At 67.9% G+C, this 18,590-nt stretch carries 16 protein-coding genes; 3 read left to right on the top strand and 13 right to left on the bottom strand.

Annotation, left to right across the window (positions count from 1 at the left end):
• Positions 1-283: 283 nt before the first annotated feature.
• The 6 genes from recJ to BW981_RS00960 all read right to left on the bottom strand — a co-directional run bounded on the left by recJ (position 284) and on the right by BW981_RS00960 (position 7,315).
• The gene (recJ, locus tag BW981_RS00935) at positions 284-2,089 is read right to left on the bottom strand and encodes a single-stranded-DNA-specific exonuclease RecJ (protein ID WP_076435397.1); all 1,806 of its coding nucleotides are present in this window, start codon (positions 2,087-2,089) and stop codon (positions 284-286) included.
• A 263-nt stretch (positions 2,090-2,352) separates the two neighbouring features.
• The gene (gene glpX, locus BW981_RS00940; RefSeq protein WP_076435399.1) at positions 2,353-3,351 is read right to left on the bottom strand and encodes a class II fructose-bisphosphatase; all 999 of its coding nucleotides are present in this window, start codon (positions 3,349-3,351) and stop codon (positions 2,353-2,355) included.
• Positions 3,352-3,393: 42 nt separating this feature from the next.
• Positions 3,394-4,746 carry a homoserine dehydrogenase gene (locus tag BW981_RS00945; protein WP_076435401.1) on the bottom strand — a complete coding sequence of 451 codons (1,353 nt, stop codon included), beginning with the start codon at positions 4,744-4,746 and terminating at the stop codon, positions 3,394-3,396.
• A gap of 78 nt (positions 4,747-4,824) precedes the next feature.
• Entirely contained in the window at positions 4,825-5,256 is a 432-nt protein-coding gene (locus BW981_RS00950) for a hypothetical protein (protein WP_076435403.1), read from the bottom strand.
• Between the two features lie 215 nt (positions 5,257-5,471).
• A complete protein-coding gene (locus BW981_RS00955; protein ID WP_076435405.1) occupies positions 5,472-6,692 on the bottom strand; it encodes an LL-diaminopimelate aminotransferase in 1,221 nt (406 codons plus the stop codon).
• A gap of 167 nt (positions 6,693-6,859) precedes the next feature.
• Positions 6,860-7,315 (bottom strand): hypothetical protein, encoded by a 456-nt coding sequence (locus BW981_RS00960; protein WP_076435407.1) that lies wholly within the window; start codon positions 7,313-7,315, stop codon positions 6,860-6,862.
• A gap of 202 nt (positions 7,316-7,517) precedes the next feature.
• Between BW981_RS00960 and phaC the strand changes: the two genes are divergently transcribed.
• Positions 7,518-9,254: a class I poly(R)-hydroxyalkanoic acid synthase gene (gene phaC / locus BW981_RS00965; protein WP_076435409.1), complete on the top strand. Its 1,737-nt coding sequence runs from the start codon at positions 7,518-7,520 to the stop codon at positions 9,252-9,254.
• A gap of 199 nt (positions 9,255-9,453) precedes the next feature.
• On the opposite strand, the gene BW981_RS00970 is transcribed toward phaC, so the two are convergent.
• Together BW981_RS00970 and BW981_RS00975 are read right to left on the bottom strand one after the other, a co-directional pair.
• Positions 9,454-10,254 (bottom strand): aldolase, encoded by an 801-nt coding sequence (locus BW981_RS00970; RefSeq protein ID WP_076436689.1) that lies wholly within the window; start codon positions 10,252-10,254, stop codon positions 9,454-9,456.
• A gap of 226 nt (positions 10,255-10,480) precedes the next feature.
• Positions 10,481-11,800, bottom strand: a complete 1,320-nt coding sequence (locus tag BW981_RS00975) for an OmpP1/FadL family transporter (RefSeq protein WP_076436691.1) — start codon at positions 11,798-11,800, stop codon at positions 10,481-10,483.
• Between the two features lie 431 nt (positions 11,801-12,231).
• On the opposite strand from BW981_RS00975, the gene BW981_RS00980 reads away from it, so the two are divergent.
• Complete coding sequence (locus BW981_RS00980; protein WP_076435411.1) at positions 12,232-13,080, top strand: fumarylacetoacetate hydrolase family protein; 849 nt, start codon at positions 12,232-12,234, stop codon at positions 13,078-13,080.
• Positions 13,081-13,279: 199 nt separating this feature from the next.
• On the opposite strand, the gene argC is transcribed toward BW981_RS00980, so the two are convergent.
• Positions 13,280-14,212: an N-acetyl-gamma-glutamyl-phosphate reductase gene (gene argC, locus BW981_RS00985; protein WP_076435413.1), complete on the bottom strand. Its 933-nt coding sequence runs from the start codon at positions 14,210-14,212 to the stop codon at positions 13,280-13,282.
• A 233-nt stretch (positions 14,213-14,445) separates the two neighbouring features.
• On the bottom strand, positions 14,446-15,330 hold the full coding sequence (locus tag BW981_RS00990) for an alpha/beta fold hydrolase (protein WP_076435414.1): 885 nt from the start codon (positions 15,328-15,330) through the stop codon (positions 14,446-14,448).
• Positions 15,331-15,437: 107 nt separating this feature from the next.
• On the opposite strand from BW981_RS00990, the gene BW981_RS00995 reads away from it, so the two are divergent.
• A complete protein-coding gene (locus BW981_RS00995) occupies positions 15,438-16,289 on the top strand; it encodes a LysR family transcriptional regulator (RefSeq protein WP_076435416.1) in 852 nt (283 codons plus the stop codon).
• A 228-nt stretch (positions 16,290-16,517) separates the two neighbouring features.
• Here the strand turns inward: BW981_RS00995 and BW981_RS01000 are convergent, their stop codons facing one another.
• From BW981_RS01000 to BW981_RS01010, 3 genes are read right to left on the bottom strand one after another with little or no spacing between them, the layout of a single operon-like run.
• The gene (locus BW981_RS01000) at positions 16,518-16,799 is read right to left on the bottom strand and encodes a hypothetical protein (RefSeq protein ID WP_076435417.1); all 282 of its coding nucleotides are present in this window, start codon (positions 16,797-16,799) and stop codon (positions 16,518-16,520) included.
• 31 nt (positions 16,800-16,830) lie between these two features.
• A complete protein-coding gene (locus BW981_RS01005) occupies positions 16,831-17,799 on the bottom strand; it encodes a bestrophin-like domain (protein WP_139333570.1) in 969 nt (322 codons plus the stop codon).
• On the bottom strand, positions 17,759-18,511 hold the full coding sequence (locus BW981_RS01010; RefSeq protein WP_076435421.1) for an SDR family oxidoreductase: 753 nt from the start codon (positions 18,509-18,511) through the stop codon (positions 17,759-17,761). Before BW981_RS01010 ends, BW981_RS01005 begins: the two co-directional genes overlap by 41 nt.
• Positions 18,512-18,590 lie beyond the last annotated feature (79 nt).

Here is an 18,590-nt window from a genome sequence, read left to right on the forward strand (position 1 = left end):
GAGCGCCGTTTCAGAACAACGGCCGCGAGCCCGATCTGGCGGGCAACCGGAGCGCCCCCGTCAGCCTGGAGCGTGCCGAGTTCAAGGAAACACATCGCCATCCCGGACCAGCGGCCTAGCCGCGCCGATCCGGGATCCATCGCAGGGCTGCCGCGCCCTTCGACGTCATCCCCTGGTCAAACCCGGGATGACGTCGTGTTTCCGAGAAAACCAGCGTGCTCCAGAGAGGCGGCCGCCGATCAGGCCTGGACGGGAGCTGCGGCACATCAGGCCTCCCGGAGTCTCAGACCGGGCGCGCGAGATCGAGGATGCGCAGCTCGGCGGTCTCGTTGCCGCCCCATCGGTTCAGCGTCAGCGTCGCCGCGAGATGGACGCTCTCGCCGCGCGCCGCCAGCAGCGCCTGTCCCAGCGGCTCCTGCGCCGCACGGAAGGCGATCCCGCTGATGGAGGCGCCATCGCCGCTGCGCAGCTTGATGCGGACATGGCCGCCGGCCCCAACGGTCAGGGCGTCGGTGAGACGATGCGCCGGAAAGACGAAGACGGGCTCGGGGCTTCCCGCGCCGAAGGGGCCGGCCTTGTCGATCTCGGCCAGCAGGCGCGGCGTCGCGCCGCCGGCACTGAGCGCGGCATCGACGAGCAGGGCTTCCGCCTCGCTCGCCCCGGCGACGTCGCGGGCGAGCTGCTCGGTCAGGAACGCGTGGAAGGCGCTCGCCTGCCCCTGCGCGAGGGTCACGCCGGCCGCCATGGCGTGGCCGCCGCCCTTGACCGCGAGCCCGGCCTCGACCGTAGCGCGCACCGCCTTTCCGAGATCGACGCCGGCGATCGAGCGGCCGGAGCCGGTGGCCCCGCCCTCCCCGTTCAGCGCCAGCGCGAAGGCCGGGCGACGGAAGCGCTCCTTCAGCCGCGCCGCGACCAGGCCGACGATGCCAGGGTGCCAATCGGCGCTGGCGGCGAGCAGAACCGGCAGATCCTCCCCCGCCCCGGCGAATTCATGCTCCGCCTGCGAGACGGCCTCCAGCACGGCCTGCCGCTCGATCTCCTGCCGCTCCTGGTTCAGCCGGTTCAGCTCGGCGGAGATCGTCTTCGCCTCCACCTCGTCGCTGGTGAGGAGCAGCCGTGCGCCGAGGGCCGCGTCGCCGATGCGCCCGCCGGCATTGATGCGCGGGCCGAGCAGGAAGCCGAGATGCCAGGGCTGGACCGGCCCGTCGAGCCCGGCGACGTCCATCAGCGCGGCGAGGCCCGGCCTCGTGCGGGCGCGCATCATTGCGATGCCCTGCCGCACGAAGGCGCGGTTCAGGCCGCGCAAGGGCACGACGTCCGCCACCGTGGCGAGGGCGACGAGATCGAGCGCCGCCAGCAGGTCGGGCTCAGCCCCACGCTTCGCCCAGACACCCTGCCGGCGCAGCTCCCGGCTCGTCGCGACCAGCGCGAGGAATACGACGCCGGCGGCGCAGAGATGGCCGAGCCCGGAGAGGTCGTCCTGCCGGTTGGGATTGACCAGGGCCTCCACCGCAGGCAGCCGTTCCGGCGCCTGGTGATGGTCCAGCACGACGATGTCGAGGCCGAGCCGGCGCGCCTCGGCAAAGGGCTCGTCGCTGGTCGTGCCGCAATCGACCGTGACGAGCAGGGTCGCGCCCTCGCCCGCGAGCATCCGGATCGCCTCGCTGTTGGGGCCGTAGCCTTCAATGAGACGGTCGGGGATGTGGATGCGCGGGCGGGCTCCCGCCTCCTGCAGGAAGCCGGACAGCAGCGCCGAGGAGCAGGCGCCGTCGACATCGTAATCGCCGAAGATCGCGACGCGCTCCCCGGTAACAGCGGCGCGCGCCAGCCGGGCGGCGGCCGGCGCCATCTCGGTCAGGACGGACGGGTCCGGCAGCAGGTCCCGCAGCTTCGGCTCGAGGAAGCGCAAGGCCTCGGCGGGCTCGACGTCACGGGCGGCGAGCAGCCGGGCAACGATATCGGAGAGGCCTTCCTGCTGGCTCAGCGCCTCGGCACGGCCGAGGCCGGGCATGTCGAGCCGGTCGCGCCACGGCCGGCCGAGCGCGGAACGGGTCACACCGAGAAAGGCGCGGGTGTGGGAAAGACTCATCGCCGCACGGCGTCGCGCAAGCGGGCGGCCGGGTCAACCGTGAAGCGTTCGTCACACAGGCTTTCCGGGCATTTGCGGAACCATGGCGTCATTCCGGACGAGCCGCTTCAGCAGCGCCGATCCGGGGTCCCTGCCTGAACCGTTCCGGCATGGATCCCGGGTCTTGGCTCCGCTTCGCCCGTGATGACCCGCTCCAGCCTCGTCCAGCAAACGAAAACGGCCGGGCTTGCACCCGGCCGTTCCGAATGTCTCGGCTATCCTGCTCAGTCGAGCTGGAACTTCGAGAACTCGCGGTGCTCGCCATAGATGCGGCGGACCGTGCCGGTGATCGAGCGATAGACCAGCGTCTCGGTCTCGATGATGTCCTTGCCGAACTTCACGCCCGAGAGCAGGCCGCCATCGGTGACGCCGGTGGCGCAGACGATCACGTCGCCCGAAGCCATTTCCGACATGTCGTATTTCTTGTTGGGGTCGAGGACGCCCATGCCATGGGCGCGCACGCGCTTCTCCTCGGTGTCGAGGATCAACCGGCCCTGCATCTGGCCGCCGACGCAGCGCAGCGCCGCCGCGGCGAGAACGCCCTCGGGCGCACCGCCGATGCCGAGATAAAGGTCGATGCCGGTCTTTTCCGGCTGGGTGCAGAAGATCACGCCGGCAACGTCGCCATCGGTGATGAGGCGGATCGAGCAGCCGGTCTTGCGGACCTCCTCGATCAGCTTGGCATGGCGCGGGCGGTCCATGATCAGGGTCGAGATCTCGCGCGGCTTGACGCCCTTGGCCTTGGCCAGCGCATTGATGTTGTCGGCCGGCGAGGCATCGAGATCGATCACGCCGGGCGCGTAGCCGGGGCCGCAGGCGATCTTGTCCATATACACGTCGGGGGCGTAGAGCAGGCTCCCGGCACCGGCCATCGCCATCACCGCGATCGAGCCCGGCATGTCCTTGGCGCAGAGGGTCGTGCCTTCCAGCGGATCGACCGCGATGTGCACCTTCGGCCCCTGCTTGTTGCCGACCTTCTCGCCGATGAAAAGCATCGGCGCCTCGTCGCGCTCGCCCTCGCCGATGACGATCTCGCCGTCGATGTCGAGGCGGTTCAGTTCGCGACGCATGGCATCGACAGCCGCCTGGTCTGCAGCCTTCTCGTCGCCATGGCCCCGAAGCTTCGCGGCGCAGACGGCCGCACGCTCGGTAACACGCACCAGTTCCATCGACAGATAGCGCTCGATGACCTGTTCAGGCGAAATGCGGAGATCGACGGACATGGAATGAGGTCCTTTTGAAATCAACGATGGAAGAAAGCCGGCTCAGGCCTGTTCGCGTTCAATCCGGATGACTTGCGGGGGTTCCGCGATATGGCCGTCGGCGGAGACCTTCTCCAGCGCGGCGCGGATCGCGGTCTCGCTGGTGGCATAGGTGATCAGGACGACCGGCACGGGCGCGCCGGAGCGGCCGCCCGGGTCGCGGCTGGCGGCCTCGGGCGAGCGGCGCTGGACGATGCTCTCGAGCGAAATGTCGGCTTCCGCCATCCGGGTGGCGATCGCGGCGGCCGCGCCGGGGCGGTCCGCCACGGCGAGACGGACGTAATAGCCGCCCTCGTGGCGCTGCATCGGCGCGCGGGTCGGCTCCTCCAGCCGCGCCACCGGCAGGCCGAAGGGCAGGCCCGCCGTGCCCCGCGCCACATCGGCGATGTCGGCGACAACGGCGGAGGCGGTGGGGTCACCTCCCGCTCCGGGGCCGACCAGCGTGATCTCGCGCACCGCGTCGGCATCGATCGAGACGGCGTTGAGCACGCCCATGACCTGCGCGATGGCCGAGGATTTCGGGACCATGGTGGGGTGCACGCGCTGCTCGATGCCGGTCTTGGTACGCTCGGCGACGCCGAGAAGCTTGATCCGGTAGCCGAGATCGTCGGCCATCTTCAGGTCGAGCGGCGTGATCGCGGAAATGCCTTCGACATGAATCGCTTCGGCGTCGATCTTCGTCCCGAATGCGAGGCTGGTGAGGATGGCGAGCTTGTGGGCGGTATCGAAGCCCTCGACGTCGAAGGTCGGGTCCGCCTCCGCATAGCCCAGGCGCTGCGCGTCCTTCAGGCAATCGGCGAAGGTCAGTCCCTCCAGCTCCATGCGCGAGAGGATATAGTTGCAGGTGCCGTTGAGAATACCCGAGATGCGGGTGACGTTGTTGCCTGCCAGCGCCTCGCGAAGCGTCTTCACCACGGGGATGCCGCCGGCCGAGGAAGCTTCGAAAGCAAGCGCGGCATCGTTGGCTTCGGCCAGTTCGGCCAATGCCACGCCATGGGCGGCGAGCAGAGCCTTGTTGGCCGTCACAACCGGCTTGCCGGCCGCCAGCGCAGCCTCGACCGCGGCCTTGGCCGGCCCGTCCGCGCCGCCCATCAGCTCGACGAGGCAGTCGATCTCGTCCGATTTCGCCAGGGCCACGGGATCGTCGAACCAGGCAAGTCCGCCGAGATCGATGCCGCGGTCGCGCTGGCGGTTTCGTGCCGAAACGGCGACGACGCGGATCGAGCGGCCGCAGCGAGCGGCGAGTGCATTCTCCTGCCGCCGCAGGATCTTCAGCACCGAGACGCCGACCGTCCCCAGCCCGGCAAGGCCGATGCGCAAGGGCTGCGAGGCGGTGGACGGGAACGCGCTGGTCATGGGCGCGGGGTCGCACGAGGCGCGGTGCGAGTCAACGATGAAGCGGTCCAGGCCGCTCCACCAGAAGGCTGCCGGACCCTAGCTGAAATGACAGATCACCTCGGCTGCGACCCGCCTCACCTTGCCGTCCTCGAACCCGAGATAAACGCGCAGCAGGTTGCTGACGAAGGGCGTCGTCTTGATGGTGTGGATGGCCTCGAGCGTCTGGCCCTCGGAGACCGCGCTGTTCTCGACCTCCGGCTTCCAGAACCAAGCCGAAGGCGGGGTGATGGTGGCGCCCGCCAGGATGCGCTCCGCCTCGGCGCGGTCGGTGCCGAGCGGGATGTGACGCGTCACGGCCGCGGTGACGTCGCGGGCGCATTCGCGGGCATTGCCCTCGACCAGCACATCCTCGACGAGCCTGGAATCCGTCTGCGGGATGCGGCCCTTGGAATAGTCATAGGTTGCCACGAGGCAGATCACCGCGAAGGCGGCGAAGCCGATGCCGAGCAGGCGGCCTTTGCGTCTCATGGAACCGGGCCTCGGATGTCAGGCGGAATCGCTGTTCCGCTCCGTTCCGGTTCCCATGTTTTCGGATGGCGGTCCAGAGCGATTGTCCGTCATCGCGAGGAGCAAAGCAGCGAAGCCCTCCAGAAGCCGCGCGGGCGGACCGGTACGACCCGATCCTCCCGGATTGCTTCGCTTGGCTCGCAAGGACGGGGCGGCCCGAAGCCGGCTTGCCCGCCCTACCCCGCCTTCGGCATCTGGATGACGTTGTGCAGGGTCGTGTCCGCGCCCTTCAGGAAGCGGCCGACATTGCGGGCGGCCTGCCGGATGCGCTGCTCGTTCTCGACAATGGCGATGCGGACGAAGTCGTCGCCATGCTCGCCAAAGCCGATGCCCGGCGCGACCGCCACCTCCGCCTTCTCGATCAGCAGCTTGGAGAATTCCAGCGAGCCGAGATGGCGGAACTTCTCCGGGATCGGCACCCAGGCGAACATCGAGGCCTCCGGTGCCGGAAATTCCCAGCCGGCCTTGCCGAAGCTCTCGACCAGCGCATCGCGTCGCTTGCGGTAGATGTCGCGCATCTCACGGATGCAGTCGTCGGGGCCGTTCAGCGCCGCAGCGGCGGCGACCTGGATCGGGGTATAGGCGCCGTAGTCGAGATAGGACTTCACCCGGGCCAATGCGGCCAGCAGCCGCTCGTTGCCGACGGCGAAGCCCATGCGCCAGCCCGCCATCGAGAACGTCTTCGACATCGAGGTGAACTCGACCGCGACGTCGATCGCACCCGGGACCTGCAGCATCGAGGGCGGCGGATTGTTCTCGTCGAAATAGACCTCGGCATAGGCGAGATCGGACAGCAGGATCAGATCGTGCTTCTTCGCGAAGGCGACCAGATCGCGGTAGAAATCCAGCGAGGCGACATAGGCGGTGGGGTTCGCGGGATAGCAGGTGACGAGCGCGATCGGCTTCGGCACCGAATGCATCACCGCGCGCTCCAGCGCCGGAAACATCGCCGGCGTCGGCTCGGCCGGGACGGAGCGAATGACGCCGCCGGCCATCAGGAAGCCGAAGGCGTGGATCGGATAGCTCGGGTTCGGCACCAGCACGACATCACCCGGCCCCGTGATGGCCTGGGCCATATTGGCGAAGCCTTCCTTGGAGCCCAGCGTGGCGACGACCTGCGTCTCGGGATTGAGCTTCACGCCGAAGCGGCGCTCGTAATAATGAGCCTGGGCGCGACGCAGGCCGCCGATGCCCTTGGAGGCGGAATAACGGTCGGTCCGCGGCTTGCCGGCGGTCTCGACCAGCTTCTCGATGACGTGCTTCGGGGCCGGCAGGTCCGGATTGCCCATGCCAAGGTCGACGATATCGACGCCCTTGGCGCGCTCGGCGGCCTTGATCTTGTTGACCTGCTCGAAAACGTAAGGCGGCAGGCGCTTGATGCGGTGAAAATCGGTCATCTCGAACGGTCCTGAAGCGGCGGGACCGAGGCCCTGCCCCACGCAAATCACTTCCTTGCGTCAGAGCTGCTTAGCATCGCATCTTTCGTCAGGACAGCGAATGAGGCGCAACTTTCTTGCAAATGCTGCGCTGCGGCACAGGCTCACGCCGCACGCCGGTCCGCGGCTCAGTTCGTGGGAAGCTGCGCCGGTTTCGGGGCGGCGGTGGTGCCGAGCGCCTTGGCGGTATTGCCGGCCGCCTCGTTGGCCTTCTGCTTCGCCTCGAGCTGCTTCTGGATGTCCTCGAAATTCGCGCGCGGCTTGCAGGGGTCCTTCGGGTCCCGAATCGGCGTCGGCGCCCGGAAGCGGGCGGCCTGCCCGGCAGGGACGTAAGCCGGTGCTGGGGTTGGGCCGGGGCAGAGCTGACTGGCCCGAAGATCCTGCCCGACCGGAATGTAATCCGTCTGGACCGGCCGGCTTTCGCGCACGAAGGCCTTTGGTTCCTGCGGCGTCGTCGCCAGTCCGACCGCTTCCGCCGGCCCCTTCACGATGCCATCGCCGGAGGCGCATCCCGCCAAAGCGAGAGCCGCCCCCAGCAGCAGGAGCGACAGCGGCAGCGCCTTCACGGACAGATCGGTCGGCATCGGGACATCCAGCAGGTTGTCGAATTTCGTTGGTAAAGCACAGAGGACGCGTCCTTAATAGGACCAAATTGGGAAGCGACGCGCTATTCCAAGAACCAAAGGGGAGGAGCGAGTCATGGGTCGGGGCTCAACCGGCGGTCAGGGAGAGGCAGGGGACGGCGCAACTGCGCCCGCACCGGATTTCGACCAGTTCGCGCAGAACATGGGCCGGCTCGTCGAGGAATACGGCAGGGTCACCGCCGCCTATCTGAAGCCGATCGAGCGCGGCGAGGCCAAGACCGGCCAGGCCGAAGAGGCCAGCGACATGGTCAAGACGCTCGGGCGAGTCGCCGAGCGCTGGATCAACGATCCGGCGAAGATCGTCGAGGCGCAGGCTTCGCTTGCGGGCGACTTCATGAATCTCTGGAGCATGGCGCTGAAGCGCGCGGGCGGCGAGCCGTCCGAGCCCGTCGCCCAGCCCGACCCGCGCGACGGCCGCTTCAAGGACCCCGACTGGTCGCAGCAGCCGATCTTCGATTTCATCAAACAGGCCTATCTCATCGGCTCGCGCTGGGCCGAGATGATGGTGGACCAGGCCGACGGGCTCGACGCGCACACCAAGGACAAGGCCCGCTTCTACATCAAGCAGATCGCGGGCGCCCTCTCCCCGACCAATTTCGTCGCCACCAATCCCGAGTTGCTGCGCGAGACGCTCCAGCAGAATGGCGAGAACCTGGTGCGCGGCCTGAAGATGCTCGCCGAGGATGTCGAGGCGGGCGGCGGCGAGTTGAAGATCCGGCAGTCCGATGCGAGCCGCTTCGAGGTCGGCGTCAACATCGCGATGACACCGGGCAAGGTCGTGTTCCGCAACGACGTGATGGAGCTGATCCAGTACGCGCCTTCGACCCCGCAGGTGCTGAAGCGACCGTTGCTGATCGTGCCGCCCTGGATCAACAAATTCTACATCCTCGACCTCAACCCGGAGAAGAGCTTCATCCGCTGGTGCGTCGAGCAGGGGCTGACCGTCTTCTGCATCTCCTGGGTCAATCCGGATGCCCGCCACGCCACCAAGGATTTCGAGAGCTATATGCGCGAGGGCATCTTCGCCGCGCTCGACGCGATCCGGGAAGCGACAGGGGAAAAGAAGGTCTCGGCCATCGGCTACTGCGTCGGCGGCACGCTGCTCGGCGTAACGCTGGCCTATATGGCCGCGGTGGCCGACAAGCGGATCGAGAGCGCGACCTTCTTCACCACGCAGGTCGACTTCTCGCAGGCCGGGGAGCTCTCGGTCTTCGTCGACGAGGAGCAGATCAGGTCGATCGAGGAGCAGATGAGCCGCACCGGCTATCTCGATGGCTCGCGGATGGCGGGGGCCTTCAACATGCTGCGGCCAAACGACCTGATCTGGTCCTACGCCGTCAACAACTACCTGAAGGGCAAGGCGCCCTCCCCGTTCGACCTGCTCTACTGGAACTCGGATTCGACGCGGATGCCGGCGGCGAACCACTCCTTCTATCTGCGCAACTGCTATCTCGACAACAAGCTCTCCAAGGGCGAGATGGTCATCGGCGGCAAGCGGCTCGACCTGAAGAAGGTGACGATCCCGATCTATAATCTCGCCACGCGCGAGGACCATATCGCGCCCTCGGCCTCGGTCTTCATCGGCTCGCAATGCTTCGGCGGGCCGGTGGAGCATGTCGTCGCCGGCTCCGGGCATATCGCCGGCGTGGTCAACCCGCCGGCCAAGGTGAAGTACCAGTACTGGACGGGCGGCCCGGCCAAGGGCTCGCTCGACGCCTGGATGGCGAAGGCGACCGAGCATCCGGGGAGCTGGTGGCCGCACTGGTTCGGCTGGCTGGAAAGCCAGGCGCCGCGCAAGGTCAAGGCGCGCGAGCCCGGAGGCGGCAAGCTCGAACCGCTGGCCGACGCGCCGGGCACCTATGTGAAGGTGCGGGTCTAGCGAACGCCCGATAGCGAAGAAGGCCGCAACAGTGTCGGTTTCACCGGGACCCACACCGTCGCCCCGGACAAACAGCGAAGCCGCGGCGATCCGGGCTGACCGCTGTTTCCGAGAGAAACCAGCGTGCTCTGATTGCGCGGCCCTTCGCTGACGCGAATGCCGACATGGCAACCGGCGCCGGATTCAGCCGAAGCTGCCCTCAATGCCGGTATTGCGGCTCCTCGGCGTCGAGCTGCCGACGGATCGAGGCGAGGTGGAGCCTCGCCGATTCCGGATCGCCCTCGCGCATCTGCCTGTAGGCGGCTTCAGCGATCGGCGGGGCAACCGGGATGAGCTTGCGCCCGGTCGACATCGCCAGCACCTGCACCTCGGCGGCGCGCTCCAGATAATAAAGATCGTCCCAGGCTTCCGCGACGTTCGGCGCCAGCACCATGACGCCGTGGTTGCGCATGAAGACGATATCCGCATCGCCGACGCTGCCGGCGATGCGAGCGCCCTCCGAAGGGTCGAGCGCCAGCCCGTTATAGTCGTCGTCGACGACGGTGCGGCCGTAGAACTTCAGCGAGGTCTGCCCCGCCCAGACCAGCGGGTCTCCCTCGGTCATGCTCAGCGCCGTCGCGTAGGGCATGTGGGTGTGGAAGGCGACCCTGGCGCGCGGCACGCGCTTGTGGAGCTCGGCATGAATGTAGAAGGCCGTGGCCTCGGGCTGCCCCTCGCCCTCGACGACATTGCCGTGAAAGTCGCAGACGAGCAGTTTCGAGGCCGTGATCTCGCGGAAGGCGAGCCCGTATGGGTTCACCAGGAAGAGGTCGTCATGCCCCGGCACCACGGCCGAGAAATGGTTGCAGATGCCCTCCTCGAAGCCGTAGCGCGCCGCCATCCGAAAGCAGGCCGCCAGATCCTCGCGCATGGCACGAACGGCGTCCGCGCCGAGCTCCGGCCGGTTGGGACGATGCGTCGCGGCCGAGGGAGCGTCCGGGCGGTTCAAGCTGTGAGCCATGTCGTCATGTTCCGTTAGCGTGCGGCCGGCCATCTGCCGAGCGAGTGGCGCCGATGCAAGATCGGTGCGCTTCTGGGGGCGGCCCAGCATAAGACGCCCGGCGCGACCGTGGCGCTCTCAATCGATGCGGCTCATGCAAGTTTCGTTCGGCAAGGACGGCCCCGCCATCGCACATGAAAAAGCCGGCCTCGCGGCCGGCTCCTCCAATTGTCGTTCCTCGACCCGCTCAGTACTTGCGCACGACCGGCTGCACGGGGACGGTCTGGGCCGGATCGTCCCAGCGATAGGTCAGGCCGGCCGAAACGATGTTGATGTAGGGCTTGGCCTCGCCGGCGAAGAGCACGGCGCTCTGCTGGGGATGGAAGCCGGTGTAGTTCACCTTGGCCTTCTTCACATCGATATAGGTGTAGCCGACATCGAGCTTGAGCTTGTTGGTGAGCTGATAGCTCAGACCGGCGGAGAGCCAGAGGCGATCATTGTCGGCGATGAAGATCGTGCGGTTGCGATCGTTGACGGCCGAGAGCTCGTAGCCGACGCCGGCGCGCAGCGTCAGATCCCGGCTGTACTTGTACTCGGCGCCGAGCGAGAAATACCAGGCGTCGTCGTACTGGAAATTCAGGCTGGTAACCGGGACGCCGCCGAATTTGGCGACGATCGGGATGTTGCGGAAGCGGCTCCAGTTGGTCCACTCGACGCCGGCATGGATCTGCCACTGCTCGTTGATGACCTGGGAAAGGCCGAACACCACCGAGTCCGGCAGGTTGAGATTCGCCTTGACCGGGATGTACGCCGCCGGGGTGCGGAACGAGCCGTCCAGAGTCTGGCGCATCGCGGAACGATAGGCCAGGCCGATCGAGGTGCCCTGGCGAGGCGTCAGGGTGAAGCCGAAGCGATAGCCGAAATCGACCGTGTCACCTTCGAGGATGACCGGCGCAGCCGTCGGGCCGATGCCGGAAGCCTGCTTGAGCGAGGCCTTCAGGTATTGCACCTGCAGCGCGGCACCGACCGACAGCCAGTCATTCACCTGATAGCCGATGGTCGGCGAGACATTGATCGTGGCGACGCGGGCCGAACGGCCATAGATCTGGGCCGCATTGACCTGATTGTCGGCCTTCGAGCGCAGGCCATAGGGCGCGCCGGTGGTGACGCCGACCCAGAAGCGGTCGGTCAGCTGCCAGGCCGAATAGGAGGCCGGGATGAAGGCGCCGTCGCCGCCGAGATTGCCGGTGCCGTTCTGGATGGGGCTCAGCGGCGTGCCGGGCACCGCCAGGCGTGTCGGCTGCGTCGGATCATAAGCCGCATTGGCGTTGAGATAGGTGAAGTTCCACTGGCTGTTGCGGCCGGGGAACATGGTGATCGTGGCCGGGTTCCAGGCCATCGCGCCCATGCCGATTCCGCCGGAGGCGGCGCCGGCATAAGCCATGCCCAGGCCTTCGGCGCTCTGGCCGCTGCGGATCGCAAAGGAGCTGGCGGAGGCGGTGCCGGCAGCCAGGAGCGCAGCCAGAGAAACCGAGGCAGCGGCAGCGGTGCGAATGAGGCCCTTCATCGAGTCCATCCCTTATCGTGTTTCATTGCGGACCCTGCAGTCCGGCTCGATTCGAACCATGTACCGAGCCGATTTTTGCCGCAATCCCGTCAGTGACACCTTCTTTCTGGCGCCGCGCCGCCTTTTTTTCGCGCCTTGCCCGCAAAAATCCCGGAAAAACGGCGCAAAACACGGCAGCGTTCGAGGGATCGTTCCGAAACAGACTGTTTATATAAGAACTATCGCATGTTTTGAGGCAAAGACGGCGCGGCCAGGATCGAAGGCCTGGACCACTTGGAGCGCTGCTTTGCCGGCGCCAGTGGCATTCCCGCAACATCCTCGCCACCCATCCCAGTCGGGATCGCCATGCGCGCCTGCGCTCTTGCTTTGGCGCCTCCGCTCCGGGCAGGATTGCGCACCCAACTAGATCGATTGAAACCGGGGGAAACACATTGAAACTGCTTCGTTACGGCGCGTTCGGCCAGGAAAAGCCCGGGCTGCTCGACGCCAAGGGCGCGCTTCGCGACCTCTCCGGGATCATTCCCGACCTCGCGGGCAAGGCGCTGACGTCCGCGTCGCTCGCCAAGATCAAGGCGCTGTCGCCGGAATCCCTGCCGCTCGTCCCGGGCGCGCCGCGCATCGGCGCCTGCGTCGGCGACGTCCATAACTTCATCGCGGTGGGCCTGAACTTCGCGGACCATGCCGCCGAGACCGGCGCCGAGATTCCGAAGGAGCCGATCCTGTTCAACAAGGCGCCGAACTGCATCGTCGGCCCCAATGACGACGTGCAGATCCCCAAGGCGTCGAAGAAGACCGACTGGGAGGTCGAACTCGCCATCGTCATCGGCGACGGCGGCTCCTACATCCCCGAAGAGAAGGCGATGGACGCCATCGCCGGCTTCTGCGTCTGCAACGACGTCTCGGAGCGTGAGTTCCAGGCCGAGCGCGGCGGCCAGTGGGCGAAGGGCAAAGGCTGCCCCACCTTCGGCCCGCTCGGCCCCTGGCTCGTCACGCCCGACGAGGTCGCCGACATCCAGAACCTTGCCATGTGGCTGGAGATCGACGGAGAGCGCGTCCAGAACGGCTCGACCAAGACGATGATCTTCGGCGTGAAGCACCTCGTCCACTATATCAGCCAGTTCATGCGGCTGGATCCGGGCGACGTCATCACCACCGGCACCCCGCCCGGCGTAGGCCTCGGCTTCAAGCCGCCGCGCTTCCTCAAGGGGGGCGAGGTCGTCACGCTCGGCATCGAAGGGCTGGGCGAGCAGAAGCAGAAATTCCTGCCCTGGCAGGGCTGAGGCTTCAGACCGGCAAAAGGAAAGGGCCGCGCGAGCGGCCCTTTTTGTTCAGCTCCGAGAATTCGCAAACCGCGTCGGTCATCCCGGGCGCAGCGAAGCGAAGACCCGGGACCCATTCCGGACCGGTCCAGGCATCGCTTCCGGATCGGCGCTGCTTCGCAGCTTGTCCGGAGGACGCGAGATTCCGCGCCGCCCCGAGTCAGCCCTCCGGCAGGCCGAGCATCAGGCGGATGTTCTGCACCGCGGCGCCCGAAGCGCCCTTGCCGAGATTGTCGAGCCGGGCGACCAGCACGGCCTGGCCGAGGTCATCCTGCCCGAAGACGCGCAGCTCCAGCTTGTTGGTGTCGTTCAGCGCCTCGGGCTCGATCTTGCCGCCCGCCTCCGGCGGCAACACGCTGACATAGCTCGAACCGGCATAGCGTTCGGCCAGGGCATGGTGGAGGTCGGCGATGGCGGGCTTGCCCGGCAGCGTGTCGAGATGCAGCGGCACCGAGACCAGCATGCCCTGCCGGAAATTGCCGACCGAGGGCACGAAGATCGGCCGCCGGGTCAGCCGCGCATAGGCCTGCAACTCCGGCAGGTGCTTGTGGCGCAGGCCGAGGCCGTAGAGCTCGAAGGCCGGTGCGACGCCGCTTTCATAATCGGCGATCATCGCCTTGCCGCCGCCGGAATAGCCGGAGACCGCATTGACCGAGACGGGGTGATCCTGCGGGATCAGGCCGGCATCGACGAGCGGCCGCAGCAAGGCGATGGCGCCGGTGGGATAGCAGCCGGGATTGGCGACGCGGTCAGCCTTGGCAATCGCCTCGGCATGGCCCGGAGCCAGCTCGGCGAAGCCATAGACCCAGCCGGGCGCGATCCGGTGCGCGGTCGCGGCGTCGACGATCTTGGGGGCATCAGTGCCGAGCTCGTCCGCGAGAGCGACCGATTCCTTCGCGGCGTCGTCGGGCAGGCAGAGCACGACGAGATCGACCGAGGCCATCATCTCCCTGCGGGCGGCCGGGTCCTTGCGCTTGTCGGGATCGATGCTCTTCAGCGCGATCTCGGGCAGCGCGGCCAGCCGGTCGCGGATGCCGAGCCCGGTGGTGCCGGCTTCGCCGTCGATGAAGATGGATTTCGGGTTCTGGCTCATCGGACCCTCGCAAGGCGTCTGGGGGATCGGCTCAAAAAGCTTGGCCGGCTTCGGGCATAAAAAAACCGCGCTCCGGGCGCGGTCGCGTGCGTTCGGGCTACAGGCCGAGCGTCATCGCGGTCGCGCAGGGGCGGCCGGGCGGTTACGACGTCGGGACAGGTTCGTGGTCATGACCGGGATATGAGGGAGGGAGACAGCGCTGTCAATGACCGGGATGGGGCGCCGCGCCGGGGTCAGCCGCCGAGGAAGGGAACCAGCTCGGCGAGCACGAGATCCGGCCGCTGCCGCTGCGGAAAATGACCGACGCCCTCCAGCACCGCGCGGCGGTAACCGGCCGCGAACAGCGCCTCTTTGCCGAGCGAGGTCGCCGGCTCGTTGCAGGGATCGATGCCGCCATGGAGCGTCAGCGTCGGCACATGGATGACGGGATCGCGCGCGACGCGGCGCTCGATCCCGTCGAAGGCCTCGTGACCGGCGGCATGGCCCCAGCGCACGCGATAGGAATGCAGGGTGATCGCGGCCCAGTCGGGATTGTCGAACGAGGCCGCCGTCGCGGCGAAATCGGGCTCCGGCACGGTCCATCCCGGATTCCAAATCGTCCAGATGTGGCGTGTCAGGGCCAGCCGATCCTCCTCGACGAGCCTTGCGCCGCGTTCCGTCGCCATCAGCCAGTGATACCAGTAGTTCTGCATCTGCTGCAGCGAAAGCGGCTGGTCCGCCGCCTGGGTGCCCCAGCCGACAGACAGGGCCGCGCAACGGGTGACGCGGTCGGGCTCCAGCACGCTGGCAATATAGGCGGCACGCGCGCCCCAATCGTGACCGACGACGGCAAAGCGGGCGAGCCCGAGAGCGTCGGCGAGATCCAGCAGATCAAGGGCGAGCGCGACCAGTTGGCCCGATCTCGCTGCCGCGCCGGCCCTGAACCTCGTCGGGCCGAAGCCGCGCAGAAAGGGGACATAGGTGCGCCAACCGGCCGCGTGCAGCGCCGGCGTGACACCGTCCCAGGTCCGGGCATCGTCCGGCCAGCCATGCAGCAGGATGACCGGACGGCCGTCCTCGGGGCCCGTCACTTCACAGCCGATCGAGAGGGTTGGGGTATCGACGACGAAGGACTGCATGGACAGCGCGGCTCCCAGGGCAACCCGCGGAGCTGTACGCGGCCGAGCCTAAGCGTGAAAATGGATTATCAATTGCCGAGTAAGTGATCTTTGCGATAATCAGCGACATGTTCGATCCTGTCCTGCTGCGCAGTTTCCTGGCCGTTCTCGACCTGGGCGGGTTCACCCATGCGGGCCGCCAGCTGAACGCCACCCAATCGACCGTCAGCGGCCATCTGCGCCGGCTGGAGGCGCAGGCGGGCCATCGCCTGATCGCGCGCCGTCGCGGCGGCAGCGTCGCCGCGACGGCGGCCGGGGAACGTTTCGCGGAGGACGCCCGCGCGATCCTGCGCCTGCATGAGGCGGCGGCCTTTCGCCTGGCCGAAAGGCCGCTGGCCGGGATCGTCAGGCTCGGCATGTCGGACGACTTCGCGAGCGGGCGCGGGTTCACGGCGCTGCTGGCGGCGTTTGCACAGTCACATCCGGCGGTCGAGCTGCGCGTCGATGTCGCCAGCAGCCGGTCCCTGCTGGCAATGGTCGCCGATGGCGGCCTCGATTTCGCCCTGACCAAGCGGCCGGCCGACAATGGCGAGGGCGAGCTGCTTGCAAGACACGACGTCGCCTGGGTCGCCGGACGCAAAGCCGTGCCGGCAAGTCCTTTGCGGCTGGTGCTGTTTCCCGACCCGTGCGCCTACCGCGATCTCGCGCTGTCGGCCTTGCAGGCCGCCGGCGCGGACTGGATCGTCAGCTATACGACGCCGAGCCTGGGCGGCCTGAAGGCGGCGCTCACCGCGGGGCTGGGCATCGCGCCGCTCGCGAGCGACCTGATCTGCGATGATCTGCGACCTGTGCCGGACGCCGCGGCCCTTCCGGCGCTGGGCAAGGTCGCCCTGTTCCTGCACGCTCGCGAGCCGGAGCGTTCGCCAACGACGAAGCACTTCGCCCAGCTGCTGCGGCGCCACTTCTCCCGTGACGGATGAGCGGCGCCCGATGGGACGGGCGCTCTGTCGACCGACCAGGGCGAGCCTGCGCGGATGGCCATCAAATCCGTGCCTTTCCGCCACGGGTCCGATTCAACGGGCCTTCTTCAGCGCCAGCGCCTGGATGTGGTGCCGCACCAGGGTCGACCGCGCCCCGCGGCGCTCGCCCGTGAAGGCGTGGTCGATCGAACCCGGGCCGGCTGCCCGGTCATCGGGACGCTCCGCTCCTCACCGGCGCGGCCCCATCAGCCAGACATAAAGGCACCAGGGCAGGATCAGCGAGGCGCCGGTGAGCGCAACCCGCGCCAGCGCCCAGGCATTGGGATGGCTGAGCGCGCGCCCGTCCAGCTCCGGCACGCTCTGGATGAAGCCCAGCATGAGAGCCGGCGCGCAGAAGATCAGCAGCGCGCGCAGGATGCGCCGGCCACGCGGCAGATCATCCCGCGCCAGCATCATCAGGGCCGGGGCGGCGATCATGCCGAAGGCGATGAGGGTGAGCAGGATACGCATGTGTCGAGGTCCGGGCGGTTGCAAGGATGTCTCACGGCCGCACCTGCAGCGGCCGGGACAAGAGCTGCGCACGCAGATCGAGCGTGGCGATGCTGCGTTCGATCGGTGACGGGTCCGCACTTTGGTCGCCGAGGAAGGGCCGGTCCATCACGAACAGGAGACCGATCAGGAGACCGATGGCCCCGGAATACCCGGCCAGTGGCAGGATCACGGCCCAGCGCGGCGCGATCATCGCCGCCTCGGCCGTCATCAGGAGCAGAAGCAGGATCACGGCGAGCCAGAAGGTGTCTGGCAGACCGCCCGCCGCCGACGCCTCGATCTGCGACTGGACATCGCCCACGGCTTCGAGGTCGGCCGAAATCAGTTCGAGCGGACTGCGCTCTGCCGCCGGGACTTGCGTCAGGGTTTTCGCGAGCGCATCGACGCGGCCCGACAGCGTGCTCAAAGCCGTGCCGACCTCGGGGCTCGGCCTTTGGGCGCGCATCGCCGGCCAGCCACGATCGACCAGGATGCGGGCGTAATCACGGACCGCCGCGCGGGCGTGGACGGCCTCGGCGGAGTCGATGCGGCCCAGCGCGCGGTCGAGCTGCAGCAGGTTCATCGCTTGGCTCTCCACCAGCCGGCGTGCCTCATGCAGCCGGTTGACCGATTGCAGCAGCAGGAAGGCGGTGAAGATGCCGGTGAGGGGGCCGATCAGCTTGAACGCATCGAGCGCGGCCGAAGACCACTCCGGGTTCGGCTTCAGCCGAAACACGCGATGCGCGACCCAAGGCGCGGCCACGCAGATCCCGACTGCCAGCATCACCGCCAGGCTGATCAGCACGGTCGAGGGGATCTGATAGAGCCATCCGGCCATCGCTTCGCTCACGTACCTGCTGCAAGGCTGCGGGGCGGAGCTATACCCGCCGCGCGCCTGAGGGCAATCGCCGCTTGCGGCGATCGTGGCATGTCGGCAAAGGCTATCGCCCGCCACCCACCCGCAGGACCGAGCCGACGACATAGGAGGCAGCCTCCGACATCGCGAAGAGCACCACCTCGGCGATCTCCTCGGGCTGGGCGGCGCGCCTGAGCGGGATCGAGGGCGCGATGCGGGCGACGCGGCCGGGCTGGCCCGACGACAGGGCATGGATCTCGGTCTCGGTCATGCCCGGCGCCACCGCATTCACCCGGATGCCGGCGGGCGCCAGCTCCCTGGCCATGCCGAGCGTGAGGGAATCGATCGCGCCCTTGGAGGCCGCATACCAGACGAACTCGTCGGGTGCGCCGAGGCCCGCGGCGATGGAGGAGATGGTGACGATGGACCGGTTCGGCGCCGACCCGTTGCCCAGGAGGGCGCGGGCCGCCTCGCGCGCCACGAGGATGGCGCCCGTGACGTTGACGTCGATGCAGAGGCGGATCACCTCCGGATCGGCCTCCGCCAGCCGGCTCGCGGGGCCGGTGATGCCGGCGTTGACGACGATTTGCGTCAGCGGGCCCAGCGCCGCAGCGGCCTCGGCGAAGACCCGCTCGATATCGCCCTGCCGGGACATGTCGCCCTGAAGCGCAACGGCCTTCGCGCCGGCAGCCTCGCAGGCTTTCACCACCTCGGCCGCGGCGGCCGCGTTGCTCTGGTAGTTGACCGCGACGTCATAGCCGCGCGCGGCGGCCATGGTGCAGATGGCCGCACCGATGCCGCGGCTGCCACCGGTAACGAGAAGGACGGGACGGGTCATGGCGGCTCCTCAGGCTGGAGGCGAAGAACAGCACGGAGCCGGACAAACGAAAAGGGCGGCTCTTGCGAGCCGCCCTCCC

The sequence above is a fragment of the Allobosea sp. TND4EK4 genome, assembly GCF_900156025.1.
In the GTDB taxonomy this organism is placed as follows: domain Bacteria; phylum Pseudomonadota; class Alphaproteobacteria; order Rhizobiales; family Beijerinckiaceae; genus Allobosea.